Origin of the sequence: Rheinheimera sp. SA_1, assembly GCF_001669775.1 — a bacterium.
In the GTDB taxonomy this organism is placed as follows: domain Bacteria; phylum Pseudomonadota; class Gammaproteobacteria; order Enterobacterales; family Alteromonadaceae; genus Pararheinheimera.
Genome location: NZ_LXWK01000011.1, coordinates 134,636 through 152,359 on the forward strand (window position 1 = coordinate 134,636; position 17,724 = coordinate 152,359).

The following is a 17,724-nucleotide window of genomic DNA, read 5'->3' on the forward strand; positions in this document are numbered from 1 at the left end:
TTTAATCGAAATTTCATCCCACAGATGACCGCCCATTCATGCGCCAGTGGGCAATAACAGCCTCGTTCTAACCCCGCACAGTCATCGCTTTAATATATATGAGACGGAAAATTGATTTTTATTTGACATTCAACTTCCGCTTGTCTGGCGACCAATTTGGCTTTGTTATCCTCGCTGCCGCATTTGGCCATCGTTTCATCACAAGGTTGCCAAACGTTGGTCCGTTAACCCGGCCAGACACAGTCCAGCAACGGCCAGAGGCCATTAAGCACAAAAGGAGAGCAAAGGTGAAAGCACGGACTACAGAGATCGCGGTGATTGGCATGGGGTGCCGTTTTCCTGGCGGCGCAGACAACCCGCAGGCATTTTGGCAAATGCTGCAAAACGAGGTGGACGGAATTGTCGACGTGCCACCTGAACGTTGGGATATTCGCAAATATTATGACGCCGACCCGCAAAAGTCTGGCAAAACCTACGCTCGCCAGGGGGGCTTTATTTCACAGCGGCTGGACCATTTTGACCCGCAGCCATTTCAGATGTCACCCAAAGAAGCCGAAGTGATAGATCCGATGCAACGCTTGTTACTCGAAGTCGCCTGGGAAACACTGGAAGATGCGGGTCTGACCCAACTACAAGCCCGGCAAAAAACCACCGGGGTTTTTATTGGTGCTTTTGCCATCGACAATAAAGCGATTCAGCTGGATGGCGACAACCTCTATGAAACCGATTCACATACCGCGTTTGGCGTCACGATGGCGCTGCTGTCCAACCGCATCTCTTACGCTTTTGATTTAACCGGCCCCAGCTTTACCGTTGATACGGCCTGCTCGGCGTCAATGACGGCATTGCATCTGGCGGTACAAAGTTTGCGCAGCGGTGACTGCAATATGGCACTGGTTGGCGGTGCCAATGCCATGATGACACCGCATTATCCGGTGGTGATGAGCAAAGGCCAGTTTTTATCCCATCATAGCCGTTGCAAAGCTTTTGATGCGGACGCCGCCGGTTACGTCCGTGCCGAAGGCGCTGGTATGGTACTACTTAAACCATTGGCCGATGCCCTGAAAGACGGCGACAACATTCATGCCGTCATTGTTGAAACCGGTATTAATCAGGACGGACAAACCAAAGGGATATCACTGCCAAACCCGGATGCGCAATATCAGTTGCTGCAACAGGTTTATGGCCGCGCCGGCGTAGCCCCCAGCGATTTATCATATATTGAAGCGCATGGCACAGGCACCCGCGCCGGTGATCCGCTGGAAATCAATGCGTTGGGCCGGGCACTCGCCGGACGACCACTCAACCAGCCTTGCCTGGTGGGTTCGGTGAAGACCAATATTGGCCATACTGAAGCGGCATCAGCGATGGCTGGATTAATTAAAGCCTGCTTGATCGCCCGGGAAAAACAAGTGCCAGCCAATCTGCACTTTCACACCCCCAATCCGGAAATCCCTTTTGATCGGCTACCACTCAAAGTGGTCACCGAACTAACGCCGCTTGAGCGCGAAAAAACCCACTATATCGGGGTGAATTCTTTTGGTTATGGTGGCAGTAACGGCCATGTCATTGTCCGAAGCGCCAGCGCAGCTGAACGGAAGCATCCTACCGGTGGTGCCGTACAGCAGGATCGCTTGATGCTGGTGCCCTTCAGTGCCCGCTCTGGTCGGGCCTTGCAAGCGGTATTGCAACGTTTTACTGCACTACTGCAACAATCGGACAACATCAAACTCACTGATTTGGTGTACAGCCTGAGCGAACGCCGGTCAGCCTTAAGTCATCGGTTTTGTATTCTGGCGGAAAATACCACTGACTTACTGCAACAACTACAAGTGTTGCAACAGCAGAACACCGAACTCAACCTCAATCAGAGCCAGCCACAACTGACGCGGGTGGCGATGGTGTGTACCGGGATGGGCCCGCAGTGGTGGGGTATGGGTCAACAACTCTATCAGGCTGAACCGGTATTCCGGCATGCGCTGGAACGGGTCGACCAGGTATTTCGTGAAATCTCCGGCTGGTCGATTTTAAGCGAAATGCAAAAAGACCAACATAGTTCGCGCATGGCAGAAACACAGGTGGCACAACCGGCCAATTTCGCTTTGCAAGTGGCGTTATTTGAATTATGGGCGCACTACGGCGTCAAGCCAACCGTGTTGATTGGCCACAGTGTGGGTGAAGTCGCTGCCGCTTATTTGTCCGGGGCTTTGCCCCTGGACGATGCCTGTAAAGTCAGTTTTCACCGCAGCCGCCTGCAACAACAATGCTCCGAACTACAAGGGTCGATGCTGGCCGTTGGACTCGACGAAGTCAGCTGTCAGGCGTTATTAGCAGATTTTCCTGCGGTCGAAATTGCCGCGATTAACAGTCCGACAGCGCTCACTGTCGCAGGCCCGCGCGACCAGTTGCAAGCCCTGCAACTGCAGCTGGAACAACAACAGGTGTTTTGCCGGGCGCTGCAGGTAGAAATTGCCTATCACAGCAGCCAGATGGACGGGATCCGGACTGAATTGCTGCAGGTGCTGGCAGATATACGCCCAAGGCCCGGCAACATCCCGCTGGTGTCGACCGTCACAGGTGCACTGATTTCAGGCAAAGAACTGGGCGCCGGTTACTGGTGGCAGAATGTCCGGCAACCGGTGTTGTTTGCAGCAGGCCTGCAATCAGTGCTGCAGCTGACCCCAGACGCAATTTTAGAGCTCGGCCCGCACCCGGTGTTAAAAAACAATATCCGCGAGCTGATGCAACAGCAATCGCTTGAACTGGTGCAACTAGCCAGTTTGCAACGAAAAGCTGATGAACAGCGGTTTTTCCAACAGGAACTGGCCAACTTTTACTGTCAGGGCGGCGCTATTAACTGGCAGGCATTTTATGGTCCGCTGGCGCATTATGTCGCACTGCCGCTGTACCCGTGGCAACGGGAACACTTATGGCGGGAATCGGGCCGTTCGGTCGAACGGCGGATTGGCCGCTCGGGTGCAGTGTACCTGAATGAACAACTGCCCGGCGCTGGTACAGGCTGGGGCGGCGAAATCAACCGTTATTTTATGCCATACCTGACCGAACACCAGGTCAACGCCACCGTGGTATTTCCGGGTGCTGGCATCATCGACGCGATATTTTGCGCAGCGGCGGAATTGGGCGGTGGTGCCAGTTTGACACTGGAGCAATTCCAGATTGAAAAAATGCTGCAAGTCCCGGCGCAGGCGGTGCTGAAAACCGAACTGCGTTACCACAGTACCGAGCGAAAACTTGAATTGTACAGCCGTGATCAGGCAGACAAGTTCAGTCAGTGGCAGCTCAACGCCAGTGCCACATTTTGCCAGTTCCCGGTGCCGGTACCTGAACTTAGCGGCGAAGATTTGTTAACGCTGACAGAAAACCCGGCACAGGTGCAGGCGTTTTATCAACATGCAGCAAGTATCGGGCTGAATTACGGCCCGGCCTTTCAGACGTTGACCGCGCTGAAAACCACCCCGGATGGCGTGATCGCGAGATTGAAATCAGGTACAGCTGCGCAGCAGGAGGCCGGGCAATATCTGCTGCACCCAACCTTGCTGGATGGTGCTTTTCAGTCATTGCTGGCGGCCATCAGCGACGGACCGGCGTATGTTCCCAACAGTTGTAGCCGGTTAACCCTGCTGCAGTTACCTGGTGAGCTGTGTTACAGCCGCTGCCGGATCCTGGAAAAAAACGGTCGCAGCCTGTGGTGCCAGCTGGAACTTTACAATGAAGTCGGCGAGCTGTGTTTGTTGCTGGAACAACTGGAATGCCGGGCGATCGAACTAAGTGGCTCACGTCAGCAAGTGCAAAACCCAATGAATTATCAGTTGCAATGGTTCGCGCAATCAGGCAGCCCCGCTGAACACCCTTTACCCCGCCAGGTCCTGTTGATTGACGATGGCAGTGAGCTGGCCTTTGGTTGCGCTGCCGCTTTGCAACAACGTGGTGTGACGGTACGCACGTACAGTGCTGCCGCCTTATTGCAGCTCATCACGACCCTCCCTGATGGAGAATTATTGTCGCAGTCCAGCACCCGGTTGCCTGTGCAGTTACGGGAACAGCCCGAAGTCCTACTGGATTTCAGCGGTGTGGCATTGGCACAAAGCCCTGAATTACTTGGCGAAATGTTGGTTGAACAACTCACAGTCCAGGCACAAATCAGCCGGCAATTGCTGGCCGCGCTGGACGATGGACAACGGCGCTGGCGTTATCTGCGTTTTACTGTTGCAGCTTGTCACGTATTGCCAACCGATCGGAATACCGCACTGGCGCAGGCCACTTTGGCCGGGTTAAGCGCCGCCATCATCAATGAATACCCGATGGTGTTTTGTCAGAACCTGGATTTGAGCGGCGATACCCGCAGCCAACTGCAACAAGTGCTGCAGGAGCTGCAAATTCGCGATCAGGCCAGCGACACTGCCTGGCGCGATGCGCAGCGTTATCTGCGACAACTCACCGCGCAACCAGCCGACGTTGACCTGTGGCAACAAACCGAGGGCAGTACCGCACAAGCCGTCGAACTGCGGGCGCTAACCGCTGATTTGGTGGCCTGGAGTCAGGTAACCGCCCCCGAGTCTGGCGATCAGCATGTCAGTCTGAGCGTGCAGACTGCTGCGTTGGCTCCAGCCTATTGGCAAGGCGAAGCCGCCCCATTGCTGGCTGTGGCTAAGGTGCACCAGTTGCCGGTGATCGCTGAAGCCAACCCGCTGTTGTTGCAACAAGGCGATTTGGTGTTGTGCAGCATGGAGCCACAACGTTTATCCAGCCAGGTGCTGGCCAATGCCAGCCAGTTATTGCCACTGCCGGCTGGTTTCCCCACCGGTCAGATTGGCCAGTTGCCGCATTATGCCGCAGCCTTTTATTGTCTGACTCATCTGCTGCAGCCTGCCAGTCACAGCAGGATCCTGTTGGCCGATCTGCCACCACCGCTGCAACAGGCGCTGGTTCACCTGGCCTCGCACTTGCAACTTCAGGTGACCGTATTAAGCGATCAACCAGCCAACGAACCAACGGACCATCAAAACCCTGATATCCAACATTTTGGCTGCCACGACCTGAGTTTCTTCCGGCCATTACAACAGCAGCCGCCTTTTGCGCTGGTGATTTCAGCTGCGGGTACGGAGATCCGCTCCAAGTTGCTGCGTTTTGTCACCGAACAAGGCAGTTTGATTGATTTGAGTCAGCAGCCGGTGCAGGCAAATGAGCCAATGGGTGAAAAAAATCTGTGGCAACCGGCGCTAGACGCCCTGACCAGCTTGCCTGCCCATGCTGGTTTGCTAAATACAGCGCTGCAATTTATCCGCGACCATCACGACGCAATGCCACAAGCCAGTTGTTGCCCGGCAGCACTGCTGGCACAAACTGACCACAGCAACAACGAATTCAGCGCGGTGCAGCTGCAACAGCAACAACTGCTGTTGTTAGCACCGGTGACCACCCCCTGGTTAGCTCCCGGCAGTTCGGTGTTAATCACCGGGGGGACCGCTGGTTTTGGTCTGGCACTCGCCCGGCAACTGGCGAGCTGGGGGGCTTCACGGCTGGTGCTGGCCAGCCGCAGTGGTCAAATCGACGCTGCCAGCCTGCGCCAGTTACAACACCAAGGTGTGCAGGTAGACATTGTTGCCCTGGACGTCACCGACGCTGCGGCTGTGCACCGGGCGGTTGCGCTTGCCAATCAGCCACAACAGCCGCTGCGGGTGGTCGTGCACTGCGCTGGCGTATTGGCCGATGGCTATCTGCGAGATTTAACCGCAACTGACTTCAGAAAGGTGCTGGCGCCAAAAGTACTGGGCAGTCTGCACCTGCATCAGGCGCTTGCGACTCTGCCGCAAGGCCAGTTGCAACGATTTATCTGTTGCTCGTCGGTGTCGGCTTTGGTCGGAAATCCGGGGCAGGCCAACTATGTCATCGCAAATAATTTCCTCGATGAGCTCTGCCACTGGCGGCGTCGTCAGGGCTTACCGGCGCTTTCGGTGAACTGGGGGGCGCTGGCCGGCGCAGGAATGGTCGCCCGCGACGAGCAGGTGCGTACCATTTTGGCCGAACAGGGCGTTCATGCCATTGCTGATCTCTATGCCTTTGAACAGCTGCAACAGGCGCTGAATCGCGACGAAACCCAGCTTGGAATTATGGACATCGAATGGCCACTTTGGTTTAACGCCAATCAGTCGGCCCGCAGCTCGGGTCGTTTTAGTCAGATTGTGCAGCAATTTGGCCAGCAGCACAGTGCTGGCCGGGCTTTCCGACAACAGCTGATGAGCCTGGAACTGCCAGAACGTAAACAAGCGCTGCAGCAGGCCCTGCAACAACAAGTGGCCGCGCTGCTGCGCTACCAGGCGCCCCAGGTAGATGTAAAAGTCAGCCTGACCCAACTAGGGGTGGATTCGCTGACCACCAACCAGTTGAGTAAACAGCTACTGACGCAATTAGGACTGGGGATTTCCAGTATGGCATTACTGGCCGGTCCATCGATTGAACAACTGGCACAGGTGCAGCTGGCAGAACTGGCGGCTGAACCCGGCTGCTAAGCAGGAAACAACGTTTTCGCCCGTTAAGGAGGGCCGCCCGCACACTCTGCGGCGGCCTGTTTGGCGCAAAAATTCACAAGGAGTTCGAGAATGTCCAGATTACTTTCGCAATTTAGTGTAATTAAAGCTCTTCGTTATACCGATCCAATGGCGCCAGCCGTGGTGGCGTTTCATTACGCCGGCGGCAATAGTCGGATTTTCCAGCCCTGGCTCACGGCGTTACCAGCCAACCTCAATTTACTGACCGTGCAATTGCCTGGTCGTGATGAACGTCGCCATGAACCTTTGCCGCAAGACCTGCGTAAGCTGGCCATCGAATGTGCCGAAGCACTCCGGCATTATCCGGGTGACCTGCTGCTGTTTGGTCACAGTATGGGGGCGTTATTGGCATTTGAAACCGCGTTACAGTTACAGGCACTGCACAAACCCGTGCATCATTTGCTGTTGTCGGCCAGACCGGCTCCCCAATTGCCGGTCCGGGCAAGGCGTTCGCATTTGACCAACGATATGTTAATTGATGAATTGCGCAGGTTAGGCGGCACCCCGCAGGAATTGCTGCAGGATCCTCACTTGCTGGCAATGGTGCTGCCGATCCTTCGCGCCGACTACGCCATGTTGGAACGTTATCAATACCGGCCATGTACCAAAGCCCGTCAGCTACAGGCGACCTTGTTAGCGGGCCGGCAAGACCGGCTGGTCAGTCCGTTTGAAATTACTGCCTGGCGTCAGGTCCTCGATAGCCAGACCCCCTTGCGACAGTTTGACGGCGACCATTTTTATTTGCATCAGCAAGTCAGTGCCTTGAGTCAGCTCTGTACTGAACTGCTGTTGCCGGTCAGCCAGCAGGCTGCGGCCGTACTGGAGGAAATGGCATGACCCAACATCTGCTTGCAATACCAGCGCAAAAACCTGGCTTGCTGGCGCGGCTGATGCATAACGCTGACATCAAACTGATGGCATTGTTGATCCGCGCCAGCATTGCACTGAGTTACTGGCGCGCCATGCGCCGGGCCGACTCCGCCGTCGACCGGGGTACATTAAGGCAACAACGAGATTTCAAACTGAAATTTGCCTTAAGTGGCGATCGCGCCATGCGGGGTTTTAAATTCCGCTGTCGTTACAGCCGCTATTATCAACTGCAACTGCTAAGCCGGATCTTGCAACAACAAGCCGAAACAGAGTTTGGCCGTCGCCACCGTTTTGCCAGCACCGGCAGTCTGGCCGACTACCGTGTCCAGGTGCCATTGCAGGATTATGAAACACTACGACCTTATATCCAGCGCCACCTGCACGGTGAAGCCGATGTGTTACTGGCCGGTAAACCCTGTTATTACGCCACCACGAGCGGGTCTACCGGTCAGCCGAAGTTTATTCCGGTGACGGTGGCACAAAAACAATCGGCTCATCAGGATGCGGCCAGATTGTGGGGTTATAGTCTGCAGCAAAATCATCCGGGTGCTTTTTCCGGTAAATCGCTGGTCATTGTGTCACCGGCGGTAGAGGGACACGCGCCGGACGGTACCCCTTACGGCTCCATTTCGGGACAATATATCCAGGATCTGGACGAGGCTATCCGGCATAAATATCTGCTGCCGTACGACGTGTATTGCATCAGCGACTATGACGCCCGTTATTACACCATCCTACGGTTGGGTCTGGCCGATGCCGACGTGAGCCTGGTGTCGTCGACCAATCCGTCCACCTTAAGTTTACTGGCGGAAAAAGGTGCCAAATGGCAAGAATGGTTGCTGCAGGATCTGGAACAAGGCGGCATTCATCCGCAGTTTGCGATTGAGCCGGAGATCCGTGCCCGCTTGTTGCCGCTGTGCAAAGCCGATCCGGTCCGGGCTGCCCAGCTACGTATGCTGGCGCAACAAGATCCGCAGCAACTGCTCAGACCTTACCATTATTGGCCCAAACTGGTGGTCATCGCCTGCTGGACCGGCGGCAATTCGGCTTTTTTTCTGCAAAAAATGCAACAATGGTATGGTCAGGTGCACATCAAAGATCTGGGCTTTCTTGCCTCAGAAATCCGCGGCTCAGTACCGCTGGCGCTGGATCAGAGTGCTGGCGTGCTGACTATCGATGATAACTTTTTTGAGTTTGCCCCCGTCAGCACGGTGCAACAAGGTGAACCTGAGTTTCTACTGGCCGATCAACTGGAAATTGACCAGCATTATTATTTGTATTTCACCAACACCGCTGGCCTATATCGCTATGATTTAAATGATATTGTGGCCGTTCGTGGCTTTTTAGGCACCACACCGCTGATTGATTTTATTCAAAAAGGCAAAGGTGTCACCAATATCACCGGCGAAAAAATCTATGAGCAGCAGGTGCTGGCAGCCGTAGCCAGCGCCGAGCAGCAGACTGAGCTAAAACTGGTGTTTTTCCAGTGTCTGGCGTCCGTTAAAGCCGGTGGTTATCAGTTGTTTGCTGAGTTTTGCCAATCTCCGGGCCAGCCGGACCTGTCGGCTTTTGCCGCGGCGTTTGAACAGGCGCTGCAACAGCAAAATATCGAGTATCGCAGTAAACGATTATCCCAACGGCTGGTCCCGGTGCAGGTTCACGCGCTGGCGCCAGGCGCCTTAGAGTTGTTTAAACGTCGCCGGGTTGCTGCTGGCGTACGCGAAGCCCAGTTTAAAACCGTACCACTGACTGCTGATGAAAGCCTCAGCGCCGCCTTTGACATTATCGGCAGCAGCGCTGCCCAAGGAAATCAACATGTTGCCTAAAATTTGTCTTCGAATGTTCCAACCTTTTATCTTCGTGACTGTGCTATTCAGTCTGTGGTTGATGCCGTTGTTCAGCCACGCCACCAGCAGCGCCTTTTTTCAGCTGAATCACAGCGGCAAACAGGGGGTATTGAACTATACCGATCCGCTGCTTAGCCAGTCCGGTAAAACCGTGCGTTATCAGCTGAAATACACCTATTGGCTACCAGGGCGCAGCAATGGGAAAGCCATCATCTACAATCATGGCCTGCAAAGTCATCGCGGTTGGTTTTATGGCAGTGCTGAGTATCTGAGGATCTTAGGATACACCGTGTATGCCTTTGATCGGGTCGGCGCGGGTCAGTCATCGGCCGGGGTGTCCCTGGTGCAATTGCCAGTGCCGGCAGATGTGGCTGAGCCAACAACAACCAGGCCGGTGTTGATCCGCCAGCCCGGTCATGTCGATCGTTGGCCGGTCTGGACCGACAGTCTGGATCAGATGGTGCAATTGGTGCGTCAGCGTCATCCGCGGCTGGAGCTGAATCTGTGGGCCAATAGTTTTGCTGCACATATCCTCACCGGTTATATCAACAGTTATCCGGATCGGGGCATTCGTCGTCTGGTGTTCACCACTCCGGGTCTGTTTTCTAAATTACCGCTGCCTTTTACCATTGCCGATTTGATCAATGCGCCGGCCGGGCAGTATTTTCCTTCAACGATCCCTGAGCACAACGGTGATAAGGGCGCAGGCCTGTTTACCGCCGATCCGTTTTATCACTGGGCCATCAGCACTGATGGCTATTCGCAGCGTCGTTTTAGCCGCGAGTTTTACCTCGCCGTTGGCGGTTTGACGCAATTTAACCTGCTGCGGACCACCATTAGTACCGATCCACTGGCGCAGTTGCCACGGTTTTATCTGTATGTCAGCGCCGATCCCATGATGGATACCGGACGTTTACGCAGTTATTTACAGATAGCACCGCAAAACACCGTTGCCAAGGCCTATCAGGGCGGGCTGGAACAACGCCATTTACTGGCGTTTACCGCAGATATGCAACAAAGCATTCTGGATATTGATGATTTCCTGCATGACCGGCCAGTACAGGCTGCCGACAATTTGCAGCAAGCCATGCCAAAAGTGCAGCCGCTGATGGTATTGCCGGAGCATTGGTTATGACAGCGCTCGGCCGTTTTCATCAGCCATTAGTGATCAGTCACATACAGTTGCATCAGATTCACATCCCCTTTGTGCTGAGTTTTAACCATGCCACCCATCAACGCGCTGGAGTGACCGGCATTGTACTGCAACTGACCTCTGCCTGCGGCAAACAAGGGTATGGCGAAGTGCTGCCGCGCGATTATGTCAGTGGCGAAACGCATCAGTCGGTGGTCGCCGCCCTGAGCACTGTGGTATTACCGGCCTTAGTAGGCCGGCATTTCACCGATGTTATCGGGGTGCTGGATTATCTGCAGGATTTTTATCTGCTACACCCGACGTTGAAGCCGGACGAAAGTTGTGTGCGCACTGCAGTAGATTTAGCCTTGTTGGATTTGGCCGGACATTGCCTGAACCAGCCACTGGCGCCTTTACTGGCAGCAGCGGCTGGATTACCCGACGGGCTGGATGGTGCAGTGCTTTATTCCGGCACCTACGGCATCAGCCAGCAAAAAACACTGGATGTTAGTGAAAAATCCGAACTTGGCCGTTATCAACGCGCTTATCAAGCGCTGCAATTGCAGCAATTTAAGCTCAAAGTTGGCTGTGATCTGGATAGCGAACTGGCGTTGTTACGTCATTTGCAGCACCAACATCCACACACCCGCTGGCGGGTTGATGCCAATGGTGCCTGGACGTTACAGCAGGCCAGGCAGGCGATCCCGGCCTTGTTGGCGTTGGGAGTTGAAAGCATTGAACAACCGCTTGCAGCTGCTGATCGGCACGGGTATCTGGCGCTCTTTGCGGAGCTGGCAACAGGTTGCTGGCTGGACCGCACCACAGGTCAACCGGTCATCATCATGCTGGATGAGTCCTGTTGCCGCTTTAGTGATATCAGCTATTTACTCGAAGCAGGATACCAGCCGGCACTGAACCTACGGGTGTCTAAATGTGGCGGCATTTGGTCAACCTTACAACTGGCACTACAAGCGAGGCAGCACGGCTTAAGGTATCAACTGGGGGCCCAAGTCGGAGAAACGGCGATCCTGACGCGCGCCGGTCAGGTGGTTGCCGCATTATTAGCTGATTGTGTCTACCACGAAGGTGCATTTGGCGATTATCTGCTCTGTCAGGATCTACAGCAGCCCTCGGTAAAACTGGGCGATGGCGGTTGGTTAAGTAACCAACCGCTGCTGACAGAACCTGGATTAGCCGTGGTTGTTTCGCCCGTCCTGCTCGACCAATACACCAGCCACTGCAGTTTCTGGGATGTAGCCGGCCGTCACGAAGATCAGGAACAAGGCAAAAAATTCAGTAGCGACGAGGTGAGTTGTGTTTGAGTTGTTGCACAAGGTCAAAGGCAAGGTCGCGCCGCTGCCAGTAGAAGTTCACCAATCAGCGGCAAAAAAGCAACATAACAGCCGTTATCAACGGCTGCTGCGCGCCACCCAGTTTGGGCCGCTGACTTTTTTTGTGCTGTACGCCAGTTGGCAAGGTCAGGACGATTTTGCCCGTTGGTTACGCGCATTTGAATACAGCGCCCTGCTGGTGTTGGTGCAGTTTTGGTTATGCCGACATCAAAGGCCAGTCAACAAACTAATGGTGTCAGCAAACCTGTATCTGCTGTTTGGCGCGGCAGCCAGTCTGCTGGACGGCTATCAGCTGCAACTGCTGCTGGATCAGTGGCGGGCGCAGGCACTATTTGTGCTGATAGCCACGATCAATCTGTGCTGTACCCTGAGCCACAGCGCCGGGTGTTTATCCAGTTATCCAATCCGGCGATGGCAAGGTAGATGGGCGTCACTTAGCTTAACAATGGCGAGCCTGCTGGCTATTTTACCCTCCACCCTGAGTGGTGCCTCGTTGTTGTATGTGGCATTTGTGCCGTTACTGGTGTTGTCATTACTGGAGAAATGGCTCAGTTATCGAGTCAGCCGCCCCAGTTTGGTTTCTCGCCGGCACTAAACACAAAAACGCCGGGAGCGTTTTTGGACAGCTTCAGCTGGTCCCGCAGGGATTTTCTACATGGATGTAGAAAACACAAAAACGCCGGGAGCGTTTTACACTCGCCACATCCATGTAGCTCGCCTTCGGCAACTACGTTGTGCAAAACGGCTATCCTGCCGTTTTGTGGACAGCTTCAGCTGGTCCCGCAGGGATTTTCTACATGGATGTAGAAAACAAAAAAGCGACTGATAAAGTCGCTTTTTTTCATCCTACCCGTGGATTAGAGATACTTCACCTGTGTAATCTCAAACTCAACGATGCCGCTTGGCGTATTAATATTCACCACATCTTCGACAATTTTACCAATCAGCCCACGGGCGATTGGCGAATTAACCGAAATGCGGTTGTTTTTAATATCGGCTTCATCATCGCCAACCACCTGATAAGTCACTTCTTCTTCCGTATCAAGATTCAAAATGGTGACAGTGGCACCGAAAATCACTTTGCCGCTGTTCGGCAGCTTGGTGATATCAATGATCTGGGCATTCGAAAGCTTGGCTTCGATATCCTGAATACGACCTTCACAAAAACCTTGGGCTTCACGCGCGGCGTGGTACTCAGCGTTTTCTTTCAGATCACCATGCGCCCGGGCTTCAGCAATCGCCTGAATAATGGCTGGCCGCTTGACGCTTTTTAACTCATGCAGTTCGTCGCGAAGTGCTTGCGCACCCTGAACTGTCATTGGGATTTGACTCATCCGTTCACTCTCTTGTGTAACTCCTGCACTGAATTGACATTGGCAAATGCATTGGCCGAATTGGCATTACATGTGGCAAAAGCTGCGTTCAGTGTGGTGGTGTAATTTGCTTTGTGTTGTAACGCGCCACGGCGTAAGACTTTGGAGTCTTCAATGGCCTGGCGACCTTCAGTGGTGTTGACGATATAACTGTATTCACCGTTTTTAATCCGGTCCAGAATATGCGGACGACCTTCAAACACTTTGTTGACGGCCCGGCACTCAATCCCTGCTGCTGCCAGCGCTTTATGGGTGCCGCCAGTCGCATCAAGTTCAAAGCCAAGTGCCAACATGGTCTTTGCCAGCTCAACTACGCGCACTTTATCGCTATCCCGTACTGAAAGTAAAGCACGACCACCAGTTGGAATTAAGGTGCCAGCGCCTAACTCGGCTTTAGCAAAAGCTTCAGCAAAAGTTTCGCCAACGCCCATCACTTCACCGGTTGAACGCATTTCTGGGCCAAGTAACGGGTCAACACCCGGGAACTTGTTAAACGGGATCACCACTTCTTTCACTGAGAAGTACGGCGGAATGATTTCCTGAGTGATGCCCTGCTCGGCCAGCGAACGACCAGCCATACAACGGGCGCCCACTTTTGCCACCGCCATGCCGGTCGCTTTAGACACAAATGGCACGGTACGCGCTGCACGCGGGTTCACTTCAATCAGATAGACTTCGTTGTCTTTTACCGCAAACTGCGTGTTCATCAAACCAACCACACCCAGTTCCAGCGCCAGCTTTTTCACCTGCTCGCGCATCACGTCCTGAATTTCTTTACTCAGGCTATGTGGTGGTAAAGAACAGGCAGAGTCACCCGAGTGTACGCCAGCTTGTTCGATGTGCTCCATGATGCCACCGATAATCACTTCGGTACCGTCACAAATTGCATCGATATCGACTTCAATCGCGTCATCGAGGAAACGGTCTAACAGCACTGGCGAATCGTTGGAGACGCTTACGGCTTCGGTCATGTAACGGCGTAAATCCTGATCGTCATAGACGATTTCCATGGCGCGGCCACCCAGCACGTAAGACGGGCGAACCACCATCGGATAACCGATGTCCGGCGCTTTGGTAATAGCTTCTTCTAAGCTTGTGACAGTCGCGTTTTTCGGCTGCTTTAAGCCTAAACGCTCAACCGCTTGTTGGAAACGTTCGCGATCTTCAGCACGGTCAATCGCGTCCGGCGAAGTACCAATAATCGGCACACCATTAGCTTCTAAAGCGCGGGCTAATTTCAGTGGTGTTTGCCCACCGTATTGCACGATCACGCCTTTTGGCTGCTCTTTACGCACGATTTCCAGCACGTCTTCGAGCGTAATAGGCTCGAAGTACAAGCGATCTGAAGTATCGTAGTCGGTCGAAACTGTTTCCGGGTTACAGTTGACCATAATGGTCTCGTAACCGTCTTCGCGCAGCGCTAACGCCGCATGCACACAGCAATAATCGAATTCGATGCCCTGACCGATACGGTTTGGACCACCGCCGATAATCATGATTTTATCGCGATTAGTCGGTGCCGCTTCACACTCTTCATCATAAGTGCTGTACATATAAGCGGTATCAGAAGCGAATTCTGCGGCGCAGGTATCAACGCGTTTATAAACCGGATGTAAGCCATAACCGTGGCGTTTTTTGCGCACTTCGGCCTCAGCGACGCCCAGTAATTCAGCGATGCGCTTATCAGCAAAACCTTTGCGTTTTAATACAGTGAGACGTGCTTGATCTAAACCGGCAAAACCACCTGCTTTAACCGCAGCTTCTTCTTTGATTAAATCTTCAATCTGCACCAGGAACCATGGGTCGATATTGGTCAGCTTGAAAATTTCTTCCATGCTCATGCCAAAACGGAAAGCATCACCGATGTACCAAATCCGGTGAGAACCAGGCTCACGCAGTTCGCGGGTGATTTTTTCCTTGGCATCAATCGCATTTAAATCGATGATTGGATCCAAACCACTAACGCCGATTTCCAGACCACGTAACGCTTTTTGCAGTGATTCCTGCTGGTTACGGCCAATCGCCATTACTTCACCGACCGATTTCATCTGGGTGGTTAAGCGATCGTTAGCGCCAACAAATTTCTCGAAGTTAAAGCGTGGCACTTTGGTCACAACGTAGTCGATACTTGGCTCGAACGACGCCGGGGTGCGACCACCGGTAATATCGTTGGCCAGTTCATCCAGTGTGTAACCAATCGCCAGCTTGGCGGCAACTTTAGCAATCGGGAAACCGGTTGCTTTGGACGCTAACGCTGATGAACGTGACACCCGCGGGTTCATCTCAATGATCACCATCCGGCCATCGACCGGGTTGATGCCAAACTGCACGTTTGAACCACCGGTTTCAACACCAATTTCACGCAGTACCGCCAAAGAGGCATTACGCATAATTTGGTATTCTTTGTCGGTCAGGGTTTGGGCTGGTGCAACAGTGATCGAGTCACCGGTATGCACGCCCATGGCGTCGAAGTTTTCAATTGAGCAAACAATGATGCAGTTATCGTTTTTGTCCCGCACCACTTCCATTTCATATTCTTTCCAGCCAATCAGCGATTCATCAATCAACAACTCTTTGGTTGGTGATAAATCGAGGCCGCGGGTACAGATTTCTTCAAATTCTTCGCGGTTATAAGCAATACCACCGCCTGAGCCACCCATGGTGAAAGAAGGGCGAATAATACAAGGGAAACCAATAGTTTCCAGTACGCCATAAGCTTCTTCCATGGAATGGGCAAAACCGGCACGTGGACAAGCCAGACCAATGGAACGCATCGCTTTATCAAAACGACCCCGATCTTCTGCTTTATCAATGGCATCAGCGGTCGCGCCAATCATTTCGACATTGTATTTGGCCAGTACACCGTGACGCTCTAATTCCAGCGCACAGTTCAGCGCAGTCTGCCCGCCCATGGTCGGTAACACCGCACATGGCCGCTCTTTGGCAATAATTTTTTCCACAACTTGCCAATGAATAGGTTCGATGTAAGTCGCATCGGCCATTTCCGGGTCGGTCATGATGGTCGCTGGGTTCGAGTTCACCAGAATAACCCGGTAACCTTCTTCTTTCAGCGCTTTACAGGCTTGGGCGCCTGAATAGTCAAATTCACAAGCCTGGCCGATGACAATCGGGCCGGCACCAAGGATCAGAATACTTTTTAGGTCAGTACGTTTTGGCATATCTCGTCTCTTTTCCTGGCTTATTTCGCGTTAGCTTGGGTCATCAAATCGATAAAATGGTCAAACAATTCAGAAGCTTCATGCGGACCCGGGCTGGCTTCAGGGTGACCCTGGAAGCTAAACGCCGGTTTATCGGTGCGATGAATACCTTGCAGTGAACCGTCAAACAATGATTTGTGCGTTGCCCGTAAATTGGCCGGCATCGTCGCTTCATCAACCGCAAAACCGTGGTTTTGCGCCGTGATCAGCACTTTTTTGTTGTCGAGGTTTTGCACCGGGTGGTTACCACCATGGTGACCAAATTTCATTTTCAGCGTTTTGGCACCACTGGCCAGCGCCAGTAACTGATGGCCTAAGCAAATACCAAACACCGGAATATCGGTTTTCAGGAATTCTTCGATGGCTTTAATGGCGTAATCACAAGGCGCCGGATCACCAGGACCGTTGGATAAGAAGATGCCATCCGGGTTCATTGCCAGCACTTCAGCAGCCGAAGTTTTGGCCGGAACCACCGTTAATTTGCAGCCGCGGTCGACTAACATGCGCAGAATATTGCGTTTCACCCCAAAATCGTAGGCAACGACGTGAAACTTCGACTCTGGTGCTTTGCGATGACCTTCGCCTAAAGCCCAGCTGCCTTCATTCCATTCGTAAGCTTTTGATACGGTAACTTCTTTCGCCAGATCCATGCCAGAAAGGCCAGGGAAGCTGCGCGCCAGCTCTAAGGCTTTGGCTTCATCGATATCCCCGGCCATTAAGCAGCCGTTCTGAGCACCCTTTTCGCGCAGAATTCGGGTCAGTTTACGGGTGTCGATGTCGGCGATGCCAAGAATGTTGTGATCTTTGAGATATTGACTAAGAGAGCGTTGATTGCGGAAATTGCTGGCGAGAAGAGGAAGGTCACGAATAATCAGGCCCTTGGCCCAAACTTTACCGGATTCTTCATCTTCATCATTGGTGCCGGTATTACCAATGTGGGGATAGGTCAGCGTGACCATTTGCTCAGCGTACGACGGATCGGTCAAAATTTCCTGGTATCCCGTCATCGAAGTGTTAAACACCACTTCACCAACTGAAACACCTTCAGCGCCAATGGCTGTACCGCGAAATACGGTGCCGTCTTCCAGTACGAGCAGGGCGGACTTAGTCAAGGTAACCTCCAAACAGCAAAAAACGGGCGAAAACTGACAATGTTTTACAACCCGTTCTGACCAAAATTTGTGTACTCTTTATTGCCGCGATACTGTTGACTTTTGAAACGCTGGTAACTTTTTTACCAATGAATCATGGTCAGCAGACCGTTCAGGCAAACCGCAGTATTTTAGGCTATTTGCTGGATTTGGTCTAATCCTTTTTTGAAAAATTATAAAAATAACGGTTTTGCAGCAATTTTGCAGACAAT

At 53.1% G+C, this 17,724-nt stretch carries 9 protein-coding genes; 6 read left to right on the forward strand and 3 right to left on the reverse strand.

The features are described from left to right. Positions 1-287: 287 nt before the first annotated feature. The 6 genes from A5320_RS01855 to A5320_RS01880 all read left to right on the forward strand — a co-directional run bounded on the left by A5320_RS01855 (position 288) and on the right by A5320_RS01880 (position 12,365). Positions 288-6,530: a type I polyketide synthase gene (locus A5320_RS01855; RefSeq protein WP_068060165.1), complete on the forward strand. Its 6,243-nt coding sequence runs from the start codon at positions 288-290 to the stop codon at positions 6,528-6,530. A gap of 90 nt (positions 6,531-6,620) precedes the next feature. Further along, complete coding sequence (locus tag A5320_RS01860; protein ID WP_068060167.1) at positions 6,621-7,406, forward strand: thioesterase II family protein; 786 nt, start codon at positions 6,621-6,623, stop codon at positions 7,404-7,406. Beyond that, complete coding sequence (locus tag A5320_RS01865) at positions 7,403-9,265, forward strand: GH3 auxin-responsive promoter family protein (RefSeq protein ID WP_068060170.1); 1,863 nt, start codon at positions 7,403-7,405, stop codon at positions 9,263-9,265. The genes A5320_RS01860 and A5320_RS01865 overlap by 4 nt, the downstream gene beginning before the upstream one ends. Continuing rightward, complete coding sequence (locus tag A5320_RS01870) at positions 9,255-10,421, forward strand: alpha/beta hydrolase (protein WP_197489949.1); 1,167 nt, start codon at positions 9,255-9,257, stop codon at positions 10,419-10,421. The genes A5320_RS01865 and A5320_RS01870 overlap by 11 nt, the downstream gene beginning before the upstream one ends. Next, positions 10,418-11,740, forward strand: a complete 1,323-nt coding sequence (locus A5320_RS01875; protein ID WP_068060176.1) for an enolase C-terminal domain-like protein — start codon at positions 10,418-10,420, stop codon at positions 11,738-11,740. Before A5320_RS01870 ends, A5320_RS01875 begins: the two co-directional genes overlap by 4 nt. Beyond that, entirely contained in the window at positions 11,733-12,365 is a 633-nt protein-coding gene (locus A5320_RS01880; RefSeq protein WP_068060179.1) for a hypothetical protein, read from the forward strand. Before A5320_RS01875 ends, A5320_RS01880 begins: the two co-directional genes overlap by 8 nt. Before the next feature lie 262 nt (positions 12,366-12,627). On the opposite strand, the gene greA is transcribed toward A5320_RS01880, so the two are convergent. From greA to carA, 3 genes are read right to left on the reverse strand one after another with little or no spacing between them, the layout of a single operon-like run. After that, the gene (gene greA / locus A5320_RS01885) at positions 12,628-13,104 is read right to left on the reverse strand and encodes a transcription elongation factor GreA (RefSeq protein WP_068060182.1); all 477 of its coding nucleotides are present in this window, start codon (positions 13,102-13,104) and stop codon (positions 12,628-12,630) included. Then, on the reverse strand, positions 13,101-16,322 hold the full coding sequence (gene carB, locus A5320_RS01890; protein WP_068060185.1) for a carbamoyl-phosphate synthase large subunit: 3,222 nt from the start codon (positions 16,320-16,322) through the stop codon (positions 13,101-13,103). Before carB ends, greA begins: the two co-directional genes overlap by 4 nt. 20 nt (positions 16,323-16,342) lie before the next feature. Further along, positions 16,343-17,473, reverse strand: a complete 1,131-nt coding sequence (gene carA, locus A5320_RS01895; protein WP_068060189.1) for a glutamine-hydrolyzing carbamoyl-phosphate synthase small subunit — start codon at positions 17,471-17,473, stop codon at positions 16,343-16,345. Positions 17,474-17,724: the final 251 nt, after the last annotated feature.